This is a genomic window from Corynebacterium sp. LK31 (assembly GCF_014335015.1).
In the GTDB taxonomy this organism is placed as follows: Bacteria; Actinomycetota; Actinomycetes; order Mycobacteriales; family Mycobacteriaceae; genus Corynebacterium; species Corynebacterium jeikeium_D.
This window is the reverse complement of the sequence record NZ_PDGW01000013.1, coordinates 200,181-218,172: the sequence shown is the minus strand read 5'-3', so window position 1 is coordinate 218,172 and position 17,992 is coordinate 200,181. Positions and strand designations below refer to the sequence as shown.

The window sequence follows — 17,992 nt, the reverse complement described above, 5'->3', positions numbered from 1 at the left end:
AGGCGGAGCTCGGGGCTCGGTGACCTGTTAAACCGGTCTCGAGGCACCGGGCTCCGCCTTTAGCTTTAGGAGCGGTGTTGTAGATGCAAGCAACATTGAAAAAGTATTTCCCAATTTTCGTGCTACCCACGCTGATTGCCTTCGCAATCGCGTTCCTGGTGCCGTTCGTTATCGGTTTCTTCCTATCATTTACTGACTTCACAACCATCACTAATGCGCAGTGGGTTGGTATCGAGAACTACCAGAAGGCATTTAGTGAGCGCGAGGGCTTCGTCGCTTCCTTCGGATTCACTCTCATGGTGGTTGTTGTTTCCATCATTACTGTGAACTTGTTCGCGTTCTGGATCGCATGGATTCTGACGCGCAAGCTGAAGGGCACGAACTTCTTCCGCACAGTCTTCTTCATGCCGAACCTTATCGGTGGCATCGTGCTCGGTTACACCTGGCAGTCGATGATTAACGCCGTGCTGGCATCGTACGGTACGACGATTGTGTCCGACTGGAAGTTCGGTTACGCCGGTCTGATCATCCTCATCAACTGGCAGCTGGTCGGTTACATGATGATTATCTATATTGCCGGTCTGCAGAATGTCCCACCGGAGCTCATCGAAGCTGCGGAGATTGATGGCGCCGGACGCTGGGAGATTCTGCGGCACGTTACTATCCCGATGGTCATGCCATCGATTACCATTTGCCTCTTCTTGACCCTGTCGAACACTTTCAAACTCTTCGACCAAAACTTGGCCCTGACCAATGGTGCGCCGGGTTCAGAGACAGAAATGGTTGCTCTGAACATCGTCAACACCATGTTCAACCGAATTGGTGTGGAGGGCGTTGGTCAAGCCAAGGCAGTAATTTTCGTCGTCGTGGTCGTAGCGATCGCGATGCTGCAGCTGCGTGCTACTCGCAGCAAGGAAGTGGAGGCATAAATGTCTGTCGACGCTGCAATGACCACTGAAACGGCCACCAAGCTCCCCAAGGCCAAGCCCGCTAAGCAGGACGAGGCCAAGGTGGGAGGCGTATCTAAGGTCATCATCTACGCGATTCTGGTGTTTTTGACCGTCGTGTTCTTGGGGCCAATCGCGTTCATTATCTTCAACTCGTTCAAGTCCAAGTTCGCAATTTCAGATAATCCCTTCCAGCTGCCACTAGGTGACATGTGGGTCGGGTTCGAAAACTACGCCGTCGGCCTGATGAAGGAGGGCTTCGGCTGGGCGATCGTGTGGTCCTTTGTCATCACGATCCTCTCGGTTATTGCGATTGTGTTCTTCTCTGCGATGACGGCTTACTACATCACGCGAGTGAAGACGTGGTGGACCTCGCTGCTGTATTACCTGTTTGTGTTCTCGATGGTCATCCCGTTCCAGATGGTGATGTTCCCGACCGTCAAGATCGCCGACATGCTGCATTTGAACAACCCAATCGGCATTGTGGTTCTCTACTTGGGCTTTGGCTCCGGCCTGTCGGTATTCATGTTTGCCGGCTTCATCAAGTCCATCCCGATTGACATCGAGGAAGCCGCGATGATTGATGGCGCATCTCCGATGCAGAACTACTTCCGCATCGTTTTGCCCATGCTCAAGCCGACTGCAGTGACAGTCGCCATTCTGAACGCAATGTGGGTTTGGAACGACTACCTGCTGCCGTACCTGGTCATCGGCCTGTCCACTAAGTACAAGACCATCCCGGTTGTCGTGCAGAGCTTCGTTGGCTCCAACGGTAACCGTGACCTTGGCGCGATGATGGCAATGCTGGTGCTCGCAATCATTCCGATTGTGATCTTCTACGTCGCCACCCAGAAGCACATTATCGAGGGTGTTGCTGCGGGTGCCGTTAAGGGATAGTCGCCTAAGCGTTAGCGCATAGGGCACCAAGCACCGTGTTTTACGAAAGCGAAAGCCTCAACCGCGTAGGTTGAGGCTTTCGTCTGTTAATCAGCCTTTATTAGGATATGAACCCGTGGATAGATTTTTCAGCACCGATACAAAGTTCTACGCAGCCTGGTCGCTGTTAGCAGACCTTGTAATCATCAACCTGCTGATGATCGTCGCATCCATCCCGATAGTCACTGCAGGCGCCGCAACTCGCGCTGGAGTAGTAGTCGCTCGCGATATGGTCCGGGACGAAGGCTCGAGGCCCGTCCGGCGCTTCTTGCGCGCACTGTTGGACAATTGGCGCACACCAACCGTGTGGTGGCTATTCACCGTGGTTCTCGCCGGTGCCATTGGCTATGAGTTTTACGTTATTTCCCGCGCGGACCTCGGCACTGTCGGCCTAGTCTTCGCCGCAGGAGTTACCTCCGGGGCGCTAATACTGCTGGGAATTACCGCGTGGGTCTACTCGCTGTGCTCGCTTTCCGACGGTCACTCGTCGCTCCGCCGAACCCTGGCAACGGCCACCAGCATGACCGTCAAAAACCTGCCGCGGACTGCGCTCGCAGTTTTGGCGCTTCTCATCGTGCCCGCGGCCATATTCTTTTTCCCGGCGAAGATCTACGCGATTGCTACCTATGTCTTCCTTATCGGGTACGCGTTGAGTTGGTACTTGGTGATGCTGGCGCTTGAGCCCGTTCTGCCAGACAATGCTGGGTAGGTTCTCCCACTGGCCCCACTGGCTGCACTGGCACTGACTTAATCGGCGCCAGCTCGAACACCAGGCTGTTGACAATTCTTAGCCCGCGTACTCTTTCACAGGGGGAAAATCCTCCGCCTCGACCATCTCCAGCAGTTTTTCGCGACGGACAAAAGCGGAGCATGCGCCGACCGCCTGTACAGCTGCTGCGCCTGCTGCGGTGGCCAGGGGGACGGCGTCGTAAAGCGAGGTGCCCTTAGCCAGTTCCGCGGTGAGCGTGCCGACGAACGCATCACCGGAGCCAGTGCCGTCGACAATCTTCTCCTCTGGCAGCTTGAGCGCGGGGTGCTCGTAGATTGTCGGCTCGTCATCGAGACCGTCGGAGTGCTGTGCGAAGAGACAGCCGTGGTCGCCGCGGAGCATGACGACGCTGGGGCAGTACTGCAGAAGCGCCTCGAGCTGTGCGCGGTAGTCGGTAGCGCGGATGCCCTCGGCGATGTCCAGGCGACGGATTGTTTCCCAGGCGCCCTTCATGTTGACGATCAGCGGATCTGCATGGTCAATCAGGGCAGGTGTAACGGTTACGACCGGATTGAGGTTCAGCACCAGTCGCGCGCTGTACATGGATGCGACGGACGCGATGGCCTCAGTTGCTTCCGGGAGGAGCTCGCCCTGTGCGAGCACGACATCCGCTGATGCGAACTCGTCGACGAAATCGGTGGGGTCGGTTAGCGCATCGGCACCGCGCTGGACAAAAATCACCGGGCGACCCTTGCGGTTCGTTGCGACGAAAGCGCTGCCGGTCGGCAAATCCCAGGAAGTCTGAATGGAGTGGACATCTACGCCGTGTGCGTTGAGTTCCTCGACCACGAAATCCGCGGCACGATCCTCACCAACCGTACCGGCCATAATCGCACGGACACCGTCATAAGCGATAGCAACGGCCTGGTTGGCGCCCTTGCCGCCCAGCATATTCGTGCCGTCATCAACGATGAGCGTGCCACCTTCTGCGGGTACGCTATCGACCTGTACCAGGGTATCTAGGTGGATAGATCCACATACAACAACTGTTGGATTCTCATTCAGGTCAGGAATCGGCTGCATAAAAATATAGGATAGTCGGGAATTCAAATCCGTGTTGGCGGCCCGAGTTTACAGCCGTCAGAGCCCGCGAATCGATGCCCTACAATCGATGGCTATGGCAAAACTGTACTTCCGCTACGGAACCATGAACAGCGGAAAATCCATCGAGGTCCTCCGCGTCGCCCACAACTACCGCGAGCGCGATATGCGACCGTTGATCGCCAAGCCGGCCGTGGATACTTTGGCTGACGGCGACGTGCACTCCCGCATCGGCATCGCGGAACGCGCACACCTCATCCACGATGGCGATGACCTCTCCTCGCTTGCCGACGGCTACGATTGTCTAATCATCGATGAGGCACAGTTTCTTACCCCTGACCAGGTCGATCAGTTGCTGGGAATTACCCTTCGCGGTACTCCGGTGCTCTGCTACGGTCTGCGTACCGACTTTCGCACGCATGCCTTCCCAGGCTCCCAGCGCTTGCTCGAAGTTGCCCACACCATTGAGGAAATTAAGACAATTTGCACCTGTGGGCAGAAGGCCATCTTTACTGCACGGTTGAATCCGGACGGCAGCATTATCCTCGACGGCGAAACCGTGGAAATTGAGGCACTCGAAGCGCCGAAGTACATCTCCCTGTGCGCCAGCTGTTACAACCGGATGTCGGGGAAGTGGGCGTGAGCTGCCTAGGGTAGTCCCGGGAGCTAGGAGTGGGACAAGAAAACGGGCGAAGAGGAAAAGGGACAAAAAGGGAATAGCCCCGGCAGTCGATGAACTAGCCCCCTTGACCTCCAACCCTGCCCAAAGACCGAACGCTTCGGGTGTTACTCGAAACTCACCATGGTGTCGTCAAATACGTGCTCTAAACACAAAGCGCCTACACGGGGCTTGACCTCTACGGACACCTGATCTTCTTCAGTCACACCGCGATGTCCTCGGCGGTACCGGCTGTCCACCGCTCATGGCTGTGGGTGCCTCGGAATCACCGACGTACTTACAGACGCGTTACTAGTTAGGTTAGGATAGCCTTATATAAAACAAGAGTGGTTGTCTACTGAGGAGGTAACGCAGTGTCGGACGCGACTGACGAACCCACCACGGCGCCCAAGGAGCCGACAAGTCAGCCGACGGAGGATAGTGCGAACACGGAGAAACCCGCCTGGCGCATTCTCCGCCCGGTGTCCGCCCCCATCGCCGTCGCCCTTTTGCTGCAGGTGCTCGGGAGCTTGGCCAGTGCCATTCCACTGCTGGCGTTGGTCCGGATCGTCAATGAACTACTCCTGGGCACTGACAAGGTGTGGCCAGCAGTATGGTGGTTCATCGGTGGACTCGGTGGCGCACTCGCCCTGGGGTCGCTGGCGCTGCTCATCACCCATCTGGTCGACCTGCGGCTACAGGCCGAGTTGCGCGTGCAACTGGCCGACAAGCTGAGCCGACTCCCACTGGGATGGTTCGATCAGAGCTCCTCCGGACGCGTCCGCCGCATAATCCAAGACGATGTCGCGAGCCTCCACCACCTTGTCGCCCACGCGCTGGTCGAGATCACCGCGGCGGTTCTGACACCGGTGGTCGGCGTCATCGTCGCACTGACCATCGACTGGCGACTCGGGCTGTGCTGCGTGATCAGTCCGGTGGCCTACATGGTCCTGTTCTCCGTGCTCGCGCCCGGAGACATGCGCTCTGTCATGGCCCGGATTGCCGAGTCGCTCTCCGAGGTCTCCGCCGCGGTAATCGAGTTCGTCGATGGGATCGCAGTGCTGCGCGTGTTCGGGGCTGAGGAGACTGGCTCGGCGCGCTTCACCAGGGCGTCAGACGACTTCACCTCGGAGTTCCGCACGCTTGTCACACCCCAGATGCGTGCCCACGCCATCGCTCTCACGGCCCTGGGGTTGCCGGTCGTCGCGCTGACTGTCGTCGTTCCCGGTGCTGCCATGGTCGCCGCCGGGTGGAGCGATGTCGCCGACGTCGTCGTGGTCACCATGATCGCTCTGTCGCTGCCCGCCACGCTGCTCACGGTCGGGGCCGGGCAACAACACATCAACGACGGGCTAGAAGCCGCCGGACGACTCATCACCCTTCTCGACGAGCCCGAACTCCTCGTGGCTGAACATCCCCTCGAGCCCGCCGGGACCGATGTCTCGATCGAGAACGTGACCTTCGGGTACGCGCCAGATGAGCCGGTGCTGCATGGGGTGTCGCTCACCGCACGAGAAGGATCGGTCACCGCGTTGGTCGGGGCCTCTGGCTCGGGCAAATCGACCCTCGCATCTCTCATCGCCCGCTTCCGTGACGTTGACGCCGGTGCGATCCGGATCGGCAACGTCGACGTGCGCGACATCGACCCGCACGTGCTCCATCAACACGTCGGCATCCTGCTGCAAAGCCCGAGCCTGCCTTCCATGAGCATCCGCGACAACATCGCGCTCGGGCGTCCGGGCGCGACCGACGAGGACATCCAGCACGCCGCCTCCCTAGCGGCGATCGACGCGCGGATCCGCGAACTACCCCGCGGATACGGCAGCGTTGTCGGAGAAGACGCTCGGCTCTCCGGCGGTGAGACCCAGCGCGTGGCCATCGCGCGGGCCATCCTCGCCGACCCTCACGTGCTCATACTCGACGAGGCCACCTCCGCGATCGACCCCGAGAATGAGGCCGCGATCGGGCAGGCCCTCGCCGAACTGACCCGGGGACGCACGGTCATCATGATCGCCCACCGCCTTGGCACGATCACCCACGCAGACCAGATCGTCGTCCTCGACCAAGGGCGAATCGTCGAACAAGGCGAACACGAATCCCTGCTCGCCGCCGATGGGCAGTACGCCGCGCTATGGCGCAACCAGGCCGCCGTCACGGGAGGTGCTCGATGATCACGCAGATTGAACGGATCGCTGGACAAGAAGGACGCTCAACACTCCAGCGATTCACAGCAGTGGCTGTGGCGGCCGGAGTCGCACAGGGACTGTCACTGGCATGTCTGGTCCCAGTACTGGCCCACCTGGCCCAGGAGACTTTCAGCTCGACGCTCTGGTGGTTGATCGCAATGGTGGTTTGCGCCGGCGTCCATGCCCTACTCACGGTGTGGGTCACGCGCGGGAGCGTCGATTTGACCATGTCTCTGATGTCGTCGATGCATCGCCAACTGGCGCGGCAGCTCATGCGTCTGCCGATGGGGTGGTTCGATGGCGGGTCCGCAGCCAACGCCTCACGGCTCTCGGTCCGCGGCACAATGTTCGTCGCCACCGCGATCGGCGACGTGCTTGCTCCGCTCATCGGTTACGTGGCGACTCCGTTGACTCTAGTGCTCGTGACCTTCTTCCTTGACTGGCGGCTGGGACTCTCGCTCGCCGTCGGGGTCCCGCTCGTGTACGCCTCGACTGTGCTGGCTCGCTCCTGGAGTGCCCGGGCCGACGCCCGACTCACCACCGCGGAACACCGCACGGATGCCGCGCTGCTCGACCTGGCCAAGCACCAGACGGCGCTGCGCGGGGCGCGAGTGGCAGGTTCTGGCTATGCACCCCTGGCATCTTCACTTGACCGACAACGTCGCCTCGGTATGTCGGCCCAGCTGGCCTCCGCCGCATCGATGATTGTCCAGAGTGTCGTGGTACAGACGGTCTTTGGCGCTGTGGTCACCGTGGCCGTATGGCGCAGTCTCGGCGGTGTGGACCCGCTCGTGATGATCGGTCTTATCCTGATCGTCACCCAGGTAATGGGCCCCCTCCGCACACTTTCTGAACTCGGCACGGCGCTGCGCCGCATGGATCGTGAACTCGACCAGGTGGTCAATTTGCTAGACGAGCCGGGGCTACCGGAACCCGAGCAGCCAGTCCCAGCGCCGACGCATCCGCCGGAGATTGCGATTGACGCAGTGCGCTTCGGCTACGGAGACGCGATGGTGTTTGATGATCTCAATCTGACTGTTGCGCCGGGATCAGTTACTGCCATCGTCGGGCCATCCGGGTCGGGCAAGACCACGCTCACTCGCTTGATCGCCCGCTTCCATGACGTGGACGCAGGGGCCGTGCGGCTCGACGGCGTGGATGTTCGCGACATGGCCAGTGCCGATGTCCTCGGGGCAACGTCGTTGGTGTTCCAGGACGTCTATCTCCTTGACGACACCCTGCGCGCGAACGTGTTGCTCGGTCGTCCAGAAGCCACGGACGCCGAGGTGAACGCCGCCGCGAAAATAGCTCGGGTCGACGAGATCGTCGATCGCTTGCCACAAGGGTGGGCGACCCGCGTCGGTGAAGGTGGCAGACTGCTCTCGGGCGGCGAGCGGCAGCGTGTGTCAGTGGCCCGCGCTGTGTTGAAGCGAGCGCCTGTGTTACTGCTGGATGAGGCGACCTCATCGCTCGACGCGTCCGCCGCCGTGGCTGTGCAGGAGGCACTGCGCGAACTCAGCGGATTGGCGACAGTGCTAGTAATCGCGCATCAGGAGCACACGTTGGCGGCTGCCGATCAGGTCGTTATGTTGGACGGCGGGCGCGTGGCCGCAGCGGGGACGCATGAGGATTTGCTAGATTCGTCGCCGGCCTATGCCCGGCTGTGGGCTCGATAGTGATAGCTAACTCGGTAACCCAAGTCAGGCGTGCCGAACGCCCGCAATGGGGGACCGAGCGGTCTTCCAGGGCTCGACACATCATCGACCCAACGGCCAACTACCAAAAGAAAACCAACATAGAGGACTTCGCCCCACGCCGCTCACCACCCACCTGCCGGAGTAACCCCACCGCCTAAAAGTGTCAACAATGTCATGAGACACCTTGGCAAGCAGGTTGCGAGACAGCAGCCCCCAAAATCGGCGCTGGGAAGCGGAAACGTCCCACAGCACACTGTCAAGAATGCTGCGAGACTTCACATCGTGCCCCCAGCAGGGCTCGAACCTGCGACAAAAGGATTATGAGTCCTCTGCTCTAACCGACTGAGCTATAGGGGCAAGGATTGGGCACTATGAAGTGACAATTAAGCACTATGAACCAATGCCCAAAACCTCATAGCATCATAGCAATCTGCCACCGTGCGGTGATAAAAGCCCTATAGCCAGCGACTCTGGGAGCAGTTACACAGGCCCAATGAATCTGTCCCTCGTTCTCAATGACCTCCTCTCCCGGGCGGGATGAAGCAAGCTGCCTCCCCATCCTCAACGAACCAAAGCCCCCGCAAAGTTACGACTTTCGGTTGATGAATCAGTGCTTGGACACTTCTAGCATTAATCCTATGAGTACAAAACCTCCCTTGAGCAGCGCCGACGTCTCAGCCGACGCACAAGCCGGTGCCACAGCGAAAGCGAAGGGCACCCCCGTCATGGCAATCGCCAACGAGGATCAGATCGCTGAGTTCGCGGCCTCACCACAGCGATGGTGGGGGTTGCTCGTGCTCGCGGTTGGCCTCGGCATGATCGTCCTGGACGGCACCATCGTCGGTGTTTCATTGCCGACCATCATTTCGGAGCTGAGTCTCGACATCGTGGGCGCGCAGTGGATCACCACAATCTACTCCGTCGTTTTCGCCGCACTACTCCTGACCTCTGGCCGCGCTGGCGACCGCTTCGGCCGTCGAACGCTTTTTCTCGTCGGTCTGGTCATCTTCACGGTCGGCTCCGTCGTGGCCGCACTTTCCACAGCCTTGGCGCCACTGGTCATTGCCCGCGTCATCCAAGGCATTGGCGGCGCGTGCATTCTGCCATCAACACTGTCCAGCGTGAACGCACTATTCCGTGATAAAGATCGTGCCACCGCATTCGGCATCTGGGGTGCGGTCATGTCTGGTGCTGCAGCAGTCGGCCCACTCCTGGGTGGCGTGCTTACGCAGTTTGCTGGTTGGGAAGCTATCTTCTGGGTCAACGTGCCTATCGCCGTCGTGCTTTTTGTCCTTGCGCTGCGCTGGGTGCCGAACACCGCAGGCGATACCAATGGCGCGGGTCGCTTCGATGTTCTTGGCCTGGTGTTGTCTGGAATTGGCTTTGGTGCCGTGGTCTTCGGCATCATTCAAGGCGCCAAGATAGGGTTTGCTTTTCCCTCCGCACCCGTCGTCACGCTCTTGGTTGGTGCGGTGGTGCTTGTCGCTTTCGTGCTGTGGGAAAACCGTCGTCGGAAGAACGCGGATTCTGCGCTGTTGGACGTGTCGATGTTCTCCTACGCCACGTTTAGCTGGGGGAATACCACGGCGATGCTCGTCGCGGTGGGTGAGTTCGCGCTGGTCTTCGTGCTGCCGCTCTACTTGGTGTCGGCGATTGGCTTATCGACGATCGCAACCGGCCTGGTCCTGGCAGCAATGGCTCTCGGTGCGTTCTTCGCAGGTGCCATGGCGCGTCATCTGGCAGCTCGGATTACCCCGGCCGGTGTGGTGATTGTGGGCCTTGGTCTCGAGGTCTTTGGTTCGCTGCAGTTGGCGGCCGAAGAGCGCGTTGACCTGCCGCTGTGGCTGGTTGTGTTTGCATTGATTGTCTACGGTCTGGGTCTTGGTCTGGCATCGGCGCAGCTGACCTCGTTGGTGCTTGGTGATATTCCGGTGCGGCTGTCGGGGCAGGCATCGGCAACGCAGTCGACGATTCGGCAGATTGGTTCGGCGCTCGGTGCTGCGCTCGGTGGTATGGCGCTGACGATTGGGCTGGATCGTGAGATCGCGAAGCTGTCGCCGGGCCTGGAGCAGATGGGGCAGGGGCTGAAGGATTCCGCTGGCTCGATGCTGATTGGTCTGCGTGCGCAGGGTGCTCCCGACGGTGTGTTGGTGCCGCTGACAAATGCGTTTGCACATGCCACGCAGTTTGCGCTGTATTCCGCTGTCGGCGCGTTGACTATTGGCTTCCTCTGCTCGCTGAAGGTACTGCAGTTGCGCAGGCAGGCTGAGAAGTCGAATTAGCGATGTGGAATATTCGGGTGAGGGGCCGTGTTGGAAATTGGTGTCACAACATCAATCGTGGCAGTCTTATCGTTTGTCTCTTAACCGGACTTGCTAGATAGAAATGACCAACATGAAAATGCTCACAAAGCGGCGTTGGCTCGATTACGGCCGAATCTCCACTTCCTCCTGTCGCTAAACACTTCGGGGCTTCCGCCTCGCTGCGCCTGTCTCTTCGAGGCTGAGCTCAGCGGCCTCGGATCCCGTCGCGCGCATTTGTCAGACGGCATAAGGCGCGGCACAAGTGTTTTCAGAGAAATAAAACTCCAGGAGGAAAAGTGAATAAATTTAAATGGGCGACCGGCTTCGGTGCCCAAGTTGTCTATGGCCTGATTATTGGTCTCATTTTGGGCTTCATGGCCCGCAGTACTGGCGATGACTCCTCGCTGCGCACAGCGCTGGACGAGGTCGGCAGTACCTACGTCACGCTGTTGAAGCTGCTCATTCCGCCGCTGGTGGTCACCGCAGTCGTGGTGTCGATTGCCAACCTGCGCCAGGTCGCAGGCGCAGCCAAGCTGGCTGTTTCGACGCTTATTTGGTTCGCCATAACATCCTTTGTATCGGTGGTTATTGCCATTGGCCTGGGCTTGCTTATCAAGCCGGGCGTTAACTCCGGCGTCGATGCCTCGGCTGCACAGGAACCGGATTCTGTGGGGTCGTGGTGGGGATTCCTGCAGAGCATTGTCCCGCAGAACTTCCTCGGCCTTGGTGTGAAGATCAGCGAATCTGACGGTGCTGTATCCGGCTCGCTGAACTTCAACGTCCTGCAGCTGCTGGTCATCGCGATTGTCTTCGGTATTGCCGCAGTAAAGGTCGGCCCGAAGGCTGAACCGTTCATCGAGTTCTCCGGCTCTCTTTTGACCATCGTGCAGAAGGTGCTGTGGTGGGTTATCCGTCTGGCACCAATCGGTACTGCGGCTCTGATCGGTCATGCTGTCGCTGAGTACGGTTGGGAAGCACTTGGCAGCCTGGGCAAGTTCGCCATTGCCATCTACATTGGCCTGTTCCTGGTTATCGCAGTTGTGTACCCAGTTGTGCTGAAGATTCATGGCATTAGCCCAATCGACTTCCTCCGTCGCGTCTGGCCAGTGACCTCGCTCGGCTTCTTTACTCGTTCGTCGATGGGCGTCATGCCGGTCACTGAGCGCGTTGTCTCGCGTCGTCTGGCAGTGCCGGATGAGTACGCCTCTTTCGCAGTGCCGCTGGGTGCTACCACGAAGATGGATGGTTGCGCTGCCATTTACCCGGCTATCGCAGCTATCTTCGTGTCGCAGTTCTACGGGGTACCGCTGGACTTCACGGACTACCTGCTCATCATCTTCGTCTCCGTTATCGGTTCGGCTGCAACTGCTGGCACCACCGGCGCTACCGTCATGCTGACCCTGACTCTGTCGACTCTCGGCTTGCCACTTGCCGGCGTCGGCCTCCTGCTGGCTGTTGAGCCGATTGTGGATATGGGACGCACCGCGGTGAACGTCACTGGCCAGGCCGTGGTCCCATTGGTCGTCGCAAAGCGTGCGGGAATCTGGGACAAGGACGAGTGGGACGCCAGCGCCAACGCCGACCTGTCGCCAGCCGACGAGTCTGCAGACGCGCCTGCTGAGAAGTCCGAGTCCGCCGAAAAATCCGAGTCCGCCACGCTTGCGTAGTCTTGAGGACATGACTTCTTGGAAGCCCTCTGTTCTTGCGCAAGTTGATCAGTGGCCAGTTGACACGGTCGCGGCTGCCGTGCGTGCCGACGATGGCAGTTGGCATACCCACGGTGATAGCGGTCGCGTTTTTGAGCTCGCTAGCGTGACCAAGTTACTGGCCGCTGTGGGCATGCTTGTGGCCGTCGAGGAGGGCGCGGTGGAGCTCGACCAAGAGCTCACGCCACCCGGTCACGGCGCGACTGTGCGTCACCTTCTGGCGCACGCCGGCGGGGTGAGGTTTGCCAGCCGTGAGCTGGAAAAAGAACCAGGGGAGCGGCGCATTTACTCCTCCGCGGGCTTTGAAATCATCGCCGATGCCATCGCTGCGGAGGCAGACATGCCGTTTAGTGAATACCTGCGCCAGGCCGTGTTTGAGCCGCTGGGGATGTCAGATTCCGTGCTGGATGGATCGGCAGGGCATGGCGCGCGTAGCAGCGTCGCTAATCTCATGGCCTTCGTCGATGAGATTCTCGCCCCGACTCTTCTGCATCCCGATACCGTGACTGAGGCGTTGACGGTGCAGTTCCCGGGGCTGAATGGTGTTGTGCCTGGCTATGGTATGCAACGTCCGGCCGATTGGGGCCTGGGCTTTGAAATCTTCGGGCACCCCGATTCCAAGCAGGGGCTGTGGTTTGGTGCCTCGATGCCCAAGGATGTCGCAGGCCATTTTGGGCAAGCGGGCACATTCCTGTGGCTGCATCGTCCAACCGGACGGGCGGCAATCGCGCTGACCGACCGAGATTTCGGCGAGTGGGCAAAGCCTCTATGGGCCGACTTCAACGACGAACTCTGGAGTGAGCTGGAAGAACACGCTGAGGATTAAGGGGATGTGGAGTAAGCCGGCGTCGCTTGCGGCGCCGATTTTTCGTCTCAGCGTTAAATCACATCTGGGGGATTAAGGACAACTTGAGGGTTGCCAGCAGCCGTCTCGGAAATAACAATCATAAACACGTGCAACGCAAACCTCAGAAGTGTTGTTTTACCGCAGTGCTTTTTTCTGCAGTGTGGCAAGTGTCGTTGGATGAGTTCGTAGGGGAAGACGAATCTCGTCTTACACCAATTGACCGCAACTTTTCCGAGGACCTTCGTCTATGCGCACCCAACTTTCAGGCGTTCTGTGGATTCACAGCATGCCAGGGCCGCTGCAACCACACATCACGTGGGCGCTGGCCCGACTCAGCATGCCCGATGGCACGAAGCCACGCCGGGATATTTGGCGTGCGACCGACCAGGATGCCACTTTGTGCGCCGAGGTGCCTTTCACTGCAAGTGCTGACACCATCGCCACACTGGTGGACAACCTGGCTAGGTGGCCCCGCCTCTATTTCGAGCTGGCGCAAGACCCAGCCGTGGATGATGACGGCTCCGCCATCGATGGCATGCGCTACTGTCATACCCCGCAGCTGGGGACTTTCGCCGGACAGACCGATGCCGCCGGAAACATCGTGGTCAACGAGGATGCGCTGCGTTCCATCATGGCACGCGGCGGCGACATCGCAGGCGCCCTCGACGCGGCCATCGGCGGGCCGTGGGATCGCGTGTTAGAGCCGATGCGCATGATGACGGCAGGCTACGCCCCCGAAGAGTGCTTTACGACGTCCACCCCTGCCGGACCCGACAGTGCCAGCGGCAACTCGACCGCTGGCAACGCAGACCTCGGCGGGGTAGAGGCAGCTAACGTGCTGCAGCTCTACCCGCGCCGGGCGGCGATGTAGTCAACTACATCGCCAAGGGTCTTAAACGAGGGAATGTCCTCGTCCTCAATGCGGACTCCCAGCCCTTCCTCACAGCGGACGGCCAACTCTACGACGCTCAAGCGGTCAAAGCCGTAGTCGGTCAGCGGAGTGGGGAGCTCTAGGGACTCCACCTCGTCGTTAGCCATCTTTTTGACGATTGCCGCGACCTCTCCGTGAAGACCTGCGGGCAGGTCAGCGTCGGCGGAACCCTTCTTCGAGCCCGCGTTCGCTGCATTGAGAGAGGCATCGTCAGCGTCACCGGCTCCGGTGACCTGTGTGCCCAATAGGGCGCTGAGCTGATCTCCAAGGCTAGAGGTCATTATTCAGCGTCCTGAGTGGTTGCGGTTGGGTCGGTAATCTGCAGCTCTTCGGCTGCTTCCTGGGCGACACTCTTGTCGAGCTTGCCAGCGCGTGCCAGTGCGGCCAGGGCCGCAACAGCGACTGACTCGCCGTCGGAGTTGAAGTAGCGGCGAGCGGCCGGACGGGTATCCGAGAAGCCGTAGCCATCGGTGCCGAGGACGGTGTAGTCACCTGGAACCCACTTGCGAATCTGCTCCGGGACCGCACGCTGGAAGTCAGTCACTGCGATGAATGGCCCATCGGTGTCGGACAGCTGGCGGGTTACGAAGGCGTCTTCGACCTCTTCAGCCGGGTTGTGCAGACGCTCAGTGTCACGCTCGTGTCCATCGCGAGCCAGCTCATTCCACGAGGTCACCGAGTAAATCGAGGAAGCCACGCCGTAGTCTTCCAGGATGTCTGCGGCACGCAGCGCCTCCTGCATGCCAATGCCGGAAGCCAGCAGGTTGACATGCTTGTCGCCCTCGGCCTTGCGGAAGCGGTAGATACCGCCAAGCAGCCCCTCGACATCGAGATCTTCTGGGACAGCCGGCTGCGAAGTCGGCTCATTGTAGATAGTCAGGTAGTAAATGACATCTTCGCCGCGCTCCGGGCCGTACATGCGGTCAATGCCATCGCAGACGATGTAGGCAATCTCGTAGGCGAATGCCGGGTCGAAGGAGACCACCGACGGGTTCGTAGCCGCCAGCAACTGGGAGTGACCGTCCATGTGCTGCAGGCCTTCACCTGTCAGCGTCGTGCGGCCAGCTGTCGCCCCGAGCAGGAAGCCGCGGGACATTTGGTCACCAGCGGCCCAAATGGAGTCAGCCGTGCGCTGGAAACCGAACATCGAGTAGAAGATGTAGAGCGGAATCATGGCCACGCCATGGGTGGCGTACGCCGAGCCGACAGCGGTAAACGACCCCACAGAGCCCGCCTCGGAAATGCCCTCGTGCAGAATCTGACCGTCCTTCGCTTCCTTGTAGGACAGCATCAGTTCATGGTCGACCGGAGTGTAGTTCTGGCCGTGCGGGTTGTAGATCTTCAGCGTCGGGAACCAGGAGTCCATGCCGAAGGTGCGGGCCTCATCAGGGATGATAGGCACGAAGCGGTCCTTGAGATCCTTATCGCGCATCAGGTCCCTGAAAACACGCACCGTCGCCATAGTGGTGGCAACCTTTTGCTTACCTGATCCCTTGAGGAGGTTTTTCAGGGTTTCCGGCTTTGGCGTTGTCAGTGGTTCGTAGCTAGTGCGACGCTCCGGCACGAAACCGCCGAGTTCCTTGCGGCGCTCCAGCATGTACTGCACTTCCTCGGACTCTGGGCCCGGGTTGTAGTACGGCGGCAGGTAGGGATCCTTCTCCAGCTCCTCGTCGGAGATCGGAATGCGCTGGTTATCGCGGAAAAGCTTCAGATCATCGAGCGTCAGCTTCTTCATCTGGTGGGTCGCGTTGCGGCCCTCGAAGTTATGGCCGAGGCCATAGCCCTTAACCGTGTGCGCCAGAATGACGGTCGGCTGATCCTTGGTCTCCAAGGCTTTCTTGTAGGCAGCGTAAATCTTGCGGTAGTCGTGGCCACCGCGACGGAGGTTCCAAATCTCCTCGTCGGTCATGTCCTCGACCAGCTTGGCAGTGCGCGGGTCACGGCCGAAGAAGTGCTCGCGCACCCAAGCGCCGTTGTTAGCCTTCAGCGTCTGGTAGTCGCCATCGCAGAACTTATTCATCAGGTCGACTAGTGCGCCGTCCTTGTCCTTAGCGAAGAGCTCGTCCCACTCGCGGCCCCAAACGACCTTGATGACATTCCAACCAGCGCCGCGGAAGAACGACTCCAGCTCCTGGATGATGCTGGTGTTGCCGCGCACCGGACCGTCGAGGCGTTGCAGGTTACAGTTAATGACGAATGTCAGGTTATCCAGGTTGTTCAGCGCCGCATGCTGAATGGCGCCACGAGATTCCGGCTCGTCCATTTCGCCGTCACCGAGGAAGGCCCAAACGTGCTGCTGGGAGGTGTCCTTGATGCCGCGGTCATGCAGGTAGCGGTTGAAGCGTGCCTGGTAGATGGCGTTGAGCGGACCAAGGCCCATGGACACCGTCGGGAACTCCCAGAATTCTGGCATGCCATGCGGGTGCGGGTAGGAGGGAAGGCCATTGCCCTCGCCGAGGGAGACTTCCTGACGGAAACCGTCGAGGTCCTCTTCGGTCAGACGCCCCTCTAGGAATGCGCGGGCGTACATACCCGGCGAAGCGTGGCCCTGGAAGAAGACGTGGTCACCGCCGCCTGGGTGGTCTTTGCCGCGGAAGAAGTGGTTAAAGCCGACCTCGTAAAGCGGTGCGGCGCCCGCATAGGTAGAGATATGTCCGCCCACGCCGATACCCGGACGCTGTGCGCGATGGACCATAATTGCCGCATTCCAGCGAATCCACTTGCGGTAGCGGCGCTCAATGTCCTCATCGCCTGGGAATTCTGGCTCCATCTCAGTTGGGATGGTGTTGACGAGGTCTGTCGAGGTCAGCGGCGGTAGAGCCACGCGCTTTGCCGTGGCACGTTCCAGCAGGCGCAGCATGAGGAAACGTGCGCGCTCCGGACCTGCCTCTTCTAACAGGCCGTCGAGAGACTCAAGCCACTCCTTGGTCTCTTCAGGATCTGCATCCGTGAGATAGGAGGCGACCCCATCACGGATAAGGGCAAAGTTTGACTCATCAGAGTGGGCTTGTGGCGTGCCTGACGATGTATCGGACATTGTGAGCTCCTTTCAGTCCCTGAAGGAAAGGCAAAGGTTATTTTTCTCCACTCTACGTCTGAATCGTTTGTTGTGCCCCTAGCCGTTTCTTGCACACGCTTTCACCGAACAATCCGCTCCGCTTTACGACGAGCATTGCGAAAACTGCACCTTTTTGGGGAAATTCTTATTTTGCAGCTGTGAAAAATGTATTTGAGCGGTAAAATTTCCCCACATAGCTCGAAAAATCGAGCTGGATATTTTTTCTAGAGGAGGAAAAGGGAAGTGGTCAACGCCACAGGCGCTGCTCATGAATATGCGAGCAGGCTCGGCATCAAGGAAGGTCAGCTAGTCCAGGAGGTTGGCTGGGATACGGACTGTGACTCAGCAATCAGTGAGTCGGTCGAGAATTTCCTGGATGCAGACCTGCTCGACGAAGACACGGATGAGGTTGTCGACGTCGTATTGCTGTGGTGGCGTGAAGAAGACGGCGACTTGGTCGATGGTCTTGTGGATGCTTCCCGCCCTTTGGAGGATGAAGGCCGCGTTTGGTTGCTCACGCCGGGTGCTGGTCAGCCGGGTGCCATTGATCCTGGCGTGATTGATGAGTCCGCACAGCTGGCAGGTTTCTCCAACACCTCGGCGCTTCGTCTGGGGGATTGGCAGGGCAATTGCCTGGTGCAGCGCTCTAGCTAGCCGGCTTTCGCTGTCCCGTTTGAATCGGCTACTAGCCGAGCTATTGAAATAATCTGCATAAACGCTGTGTGTAGTGCGCAATTGGCAATCTATGTTTGCCGTGTGTTAAAGTTTCGCAGCAGCGCGGCGATAGCTCAGCGGTAGAGCTCTGGTTTTACACACCAGCGGTCGGGGGTTCGAAACCCTCTCGCCGCACAGACATAATCCGCCCGGATTCTTGTAATGGAGAATCCGGGCGGATTTTTGTTTGTGCTAAACT

At 59.5% G+C, this 17,992-nt stretch carries 14 protein-coding genes and 2 tRNA genes; 12 read left to right on the top strand and 4 right to left on the bottom strand.

Annotation, left to right across the window (positions count from 1 at the left end; all coding sequences use genetic code 11):
- The first annotated feature begins 83 nt into the window (after positions 1-83).
- From CRD18_RS06075 to CRD18_RS06065, 3 genes are all read left to right on the top strand, one after another.
- Positions 84-929: a carbohydrate ABC transporter permease gene (locus CRD18_RS06075; protein WP_016423090.1), complete on the top strand. Its 846-nt coding sequence runs from the start codon at positions 84-86 to the stop codon at positions 927-929.
- 18 nt (positions 930-947) lie between these two features.
- Entirely contained in the window at positions 948-1,844 is an 897-nt protein-coding gene (locus CRD18_RS06070) for a carbohydrate ABC transporter permease (RefSeq protein ID WP_042389412.1), read from the top strand.
- Between the two features lie 115 nt (positions 1,845-1,959).
- Positions 1,960-2,592, top strand: coding sequence for a DUF624 domain-containing protein (locus tag CRD18_RS06065; protein ID WP_069359225.1), 633 nt, complete (start codon positions 1,960-1,962; stop codon positions 2,590-2,592).
- 78 nt (positions 2,593-2,670) lie between these two features.
- Here the strand turns inward: CRD18_RS06065 and CRD18_RS06060 are convergent, their stop codons facing one another.
- A complete protein-coding gene (locus tag CRD18_RS06060) occupies positions 2,671-3,675 on the bottom strand; it encodes a PfkB family carbohydrate kinase (RefSeq protein ID WP_070827481.1) in 1,005 nt (334 codons plus the stop codon).
- A gap of 94 nt (positions 3,676-3,769) precedes the next feature.
- On the opposite strand from CRD18_RS06060, the gene CRD18_RS06055 reads away from it, so the two are divergent.
- The 3 genes from CRD18_RS06055 to CRD18_RS06045 all read left to right on the top strand — a co-directional run bounded on the left by CRD18_RS06055 (position 3,770) and on the right by CRD18_RS06045 (position 8,213).
- The gene (locus tag CRD18_RS06055) at positions 3,770-4,336 is read left to right on the top strand and encodes a thymidine kinase (RefSeq protein WP_048732776.1); all 567 of its coding nucleotides are present in this window, start codon (positions 3,770-3,772) and stop codon (positions 4,334-4,336) included.
- A gap of 389 nt (positions 4,337-4,725) precedes the next feature.
- Positions 4,726-6,522: an ABC transporter ATP-binding protein gene (locus CRD18_RS06050; protein ID WP_070827479.1), complete on the top strand. Its 1,797-nt coding sequence runs from the start codon at positions 4,726-4,728 to the stop codon at positions 6,520-6,522.
- Complete coding sequence (locus CRD18_RS06045) at positions 6,519-8,213, top strand: ABC transporter ATP-binding protein (protein WP_049189604.1); 1,695 nt, start codon at positions 6,519-6,521, stop codon at positions 8,211-8,213. The genes CRD18_RS06050 and CRD18_RS06045 overlap by 4 nt, the downstream gene beginning before the upstream one ends.
- A gap of 304 nt (positions 8,214-8,517) precedes the next feature.
- On the opposite strand, the gene CRD18_RS06040 is transcribed toward CRD18_RS06045, so the two are convergent.
- Positions 8,518-8,591, bottom strand: a tRNA-Ile gene (locus CRD18_RS06040).
- Between the two features lie 281 nt (positions 8,592-8,872).
- On the opposite strand from CRD18_RS06040, the gene CRD18_RS06035 reads away from it, so the two are divergent.
- From CRD18_RS06035 to CRD18_RS06020, 4 genes are all read left to right on the top strand, one after another.
- Positions 8,873-10,516 (top strand): DHA2 family efflux MFS transporter permease subunit, encoded by a 1,644-nt coding sequence (locus CRD18_RS06035; protein ID WP_083324593.1) that lies wholly within the window; start codon positions 8,873-8,875, stop codon positions 10,514-10,516.
- A gap of 317 nt (positions 10,517-10,833) precedes the next feature.
- A complete protein-coding gene (locus CRD18_RS06030; RefSeq protein WP_070827476.1) occupies positions 10,834-12,204 on the top strand; it encodes a dicarboxylate/amino acid:cation symporter in 1,371 nt (456 codons plus the stop codon).
- Between the two features lie 10 nt (positions 12,205-12,214).
- Positions 12,215-13,069 (top strand): serine hydrolase, encoded by an 855-nt coding sequence (locus tag CRD18_RS06025; RefSeq protein WP_049189602.1) that lies wholly within the window; start codon positions 12,215-12,217, stop codon positions 13,067-13,069.
- A 268-nt stretch (positions 13,070-13,337) separates the two neighbouring features.
- Entirely contained in the window at positions 13,338-13,961 is a 624-nt protein-coding gene (locus CRD18_RS06020; RefSeq protein WP_070603002.1) for a DUF3145 family protein, read from the top strand.
- On the opposite strand, the gene CRD18_RS06015 is transcribed toward CRD18_RS06020, so the two are convergent.
- Both CRD18_RS06015 and aceE read right to left on the bottom strand, forming a co-directional pair.
- Positions 13,937-14,302, bottom strand: coding sequence for an acyl carrier protein (locus tag CRD18_RS06015; RefSeq protein WP_083308422.1), 366 nt, complete (start codon positions 14,300-14,302; stop codon positions 13,937-13,939). The genes CRD18_RS06020 and CRD18_RS06015 overlap by 25 nt on opposite strands.
- Positions 14,302-17,058, bottom strand: a complete 2,757-nt coding sequence (gene aceE / locus CRD18_RS06010) for a pyruvate dehydrogenase (acetyl-transferring), homodimeric type (RefSeq protein WP_016423080.1) — start codon at positions 17,056-17,058, stop codon at positions 14,302-14,304. The genes CRD18_RS06015 and aceE overlap by 1 nt, the downstream gene beginning before the upstream one ends.
- Positions 17,059-17,322: 264 nt before the next feature.
- Here aceE and CRD18_RS06005 point away from each other — a divergent pair, with 264 nt between their 5' ends.
- The gene (locus tag CRD18_RS06005) at positions 17,323-17,733 is read left to right on the top strand and encodes a DUF3052 domain-containing protein (RefSeq protein ID WP_005511050.1); all 411 of its coding nucleotides are present in this window, start codon (positions 17,323-17,325) and stop codon (positions 17,731-17,733) included.
- Between the two features lie 123 nt (positions 17,734-17,856).
- A tRNA-Val gene (locus CRD18_RS06000) sits at positions 17,857-17,928 on the top strand.
- Positions 17,929-17,992 lie beyond the last annotated feature (64 nt).

Bases quoted from the DNA above. Each gene is read 5' to 3' on its own strand.
- CRD18_RS06060 (WP_070827481.1), bottom strand. From the start codon at position 3,675: ATGCAGCCGATTCCTGACCTGAATGAGAATCCAACAGTTGTTGTATGT.
- CRD18_RS06075 (WP_016423090.1), top strand. From the start codon at position 84: ATGCAAGCAACATTGAAAAAGTATTTCCCAATTTTCGTGCTACCCACG.
- CRD18_RS06025 (WP_049189602.1), top strand. From the start codon at position 12,215: ATGACTTCTTGGAAGCCCTCTGTTCTTGCGCAAGTTGATCAGTGGCCA.
- CRD18_RS06015 (WP_083308422.1), bottom strand. From the start codon at position 14,302: ATGACCTCTAGCCTTGGAGATCAGCTCAGCGCCCTATTGGGCACACAG.
- CRD18_RS06055 (WP_048732776.1), top strand. From the start codon at position 3,770: ATGGCAAAACTGTACTTCCGCTACGGAACCATGAACAGCGGAAAATCC.
- CRD18_RS06035 (WP_083324593.1), top strand. From the start codon at position 8,873: ATGAGTACAAAACCTCCCTTGAGCAGCGCCGACGTCTCAGCCGACGCA.
- CRD18_RS06070 (WP_042389412.1), top strand. From the start codon at position 948: ATGACCACTGAAACGGCCACCAAGCTCCCCAAGGCCAAGCCCGCTAAG.
- CRD18_RS06045 (WP_049189604.1), top strand. From the start codon at position 6,519: ATGATCACGCAGATTGAACGGATCGCTGGACAAGAAGGACGCTCAACA.
- aceE (WP_016423080.1), bottom strand. From the start codon at position 17,058: ATGTCCGATACATCGTCAGGCACGCCACAAGCCCACTCTGATGAGTCA.
- CRD18_RS06020 (WP_070603002.1), top strand. From the start codon at position 13,338: ATGCGCACCCAACTTTCAGGCGTTCTGTGGATTCACAGCATGCCAGGG.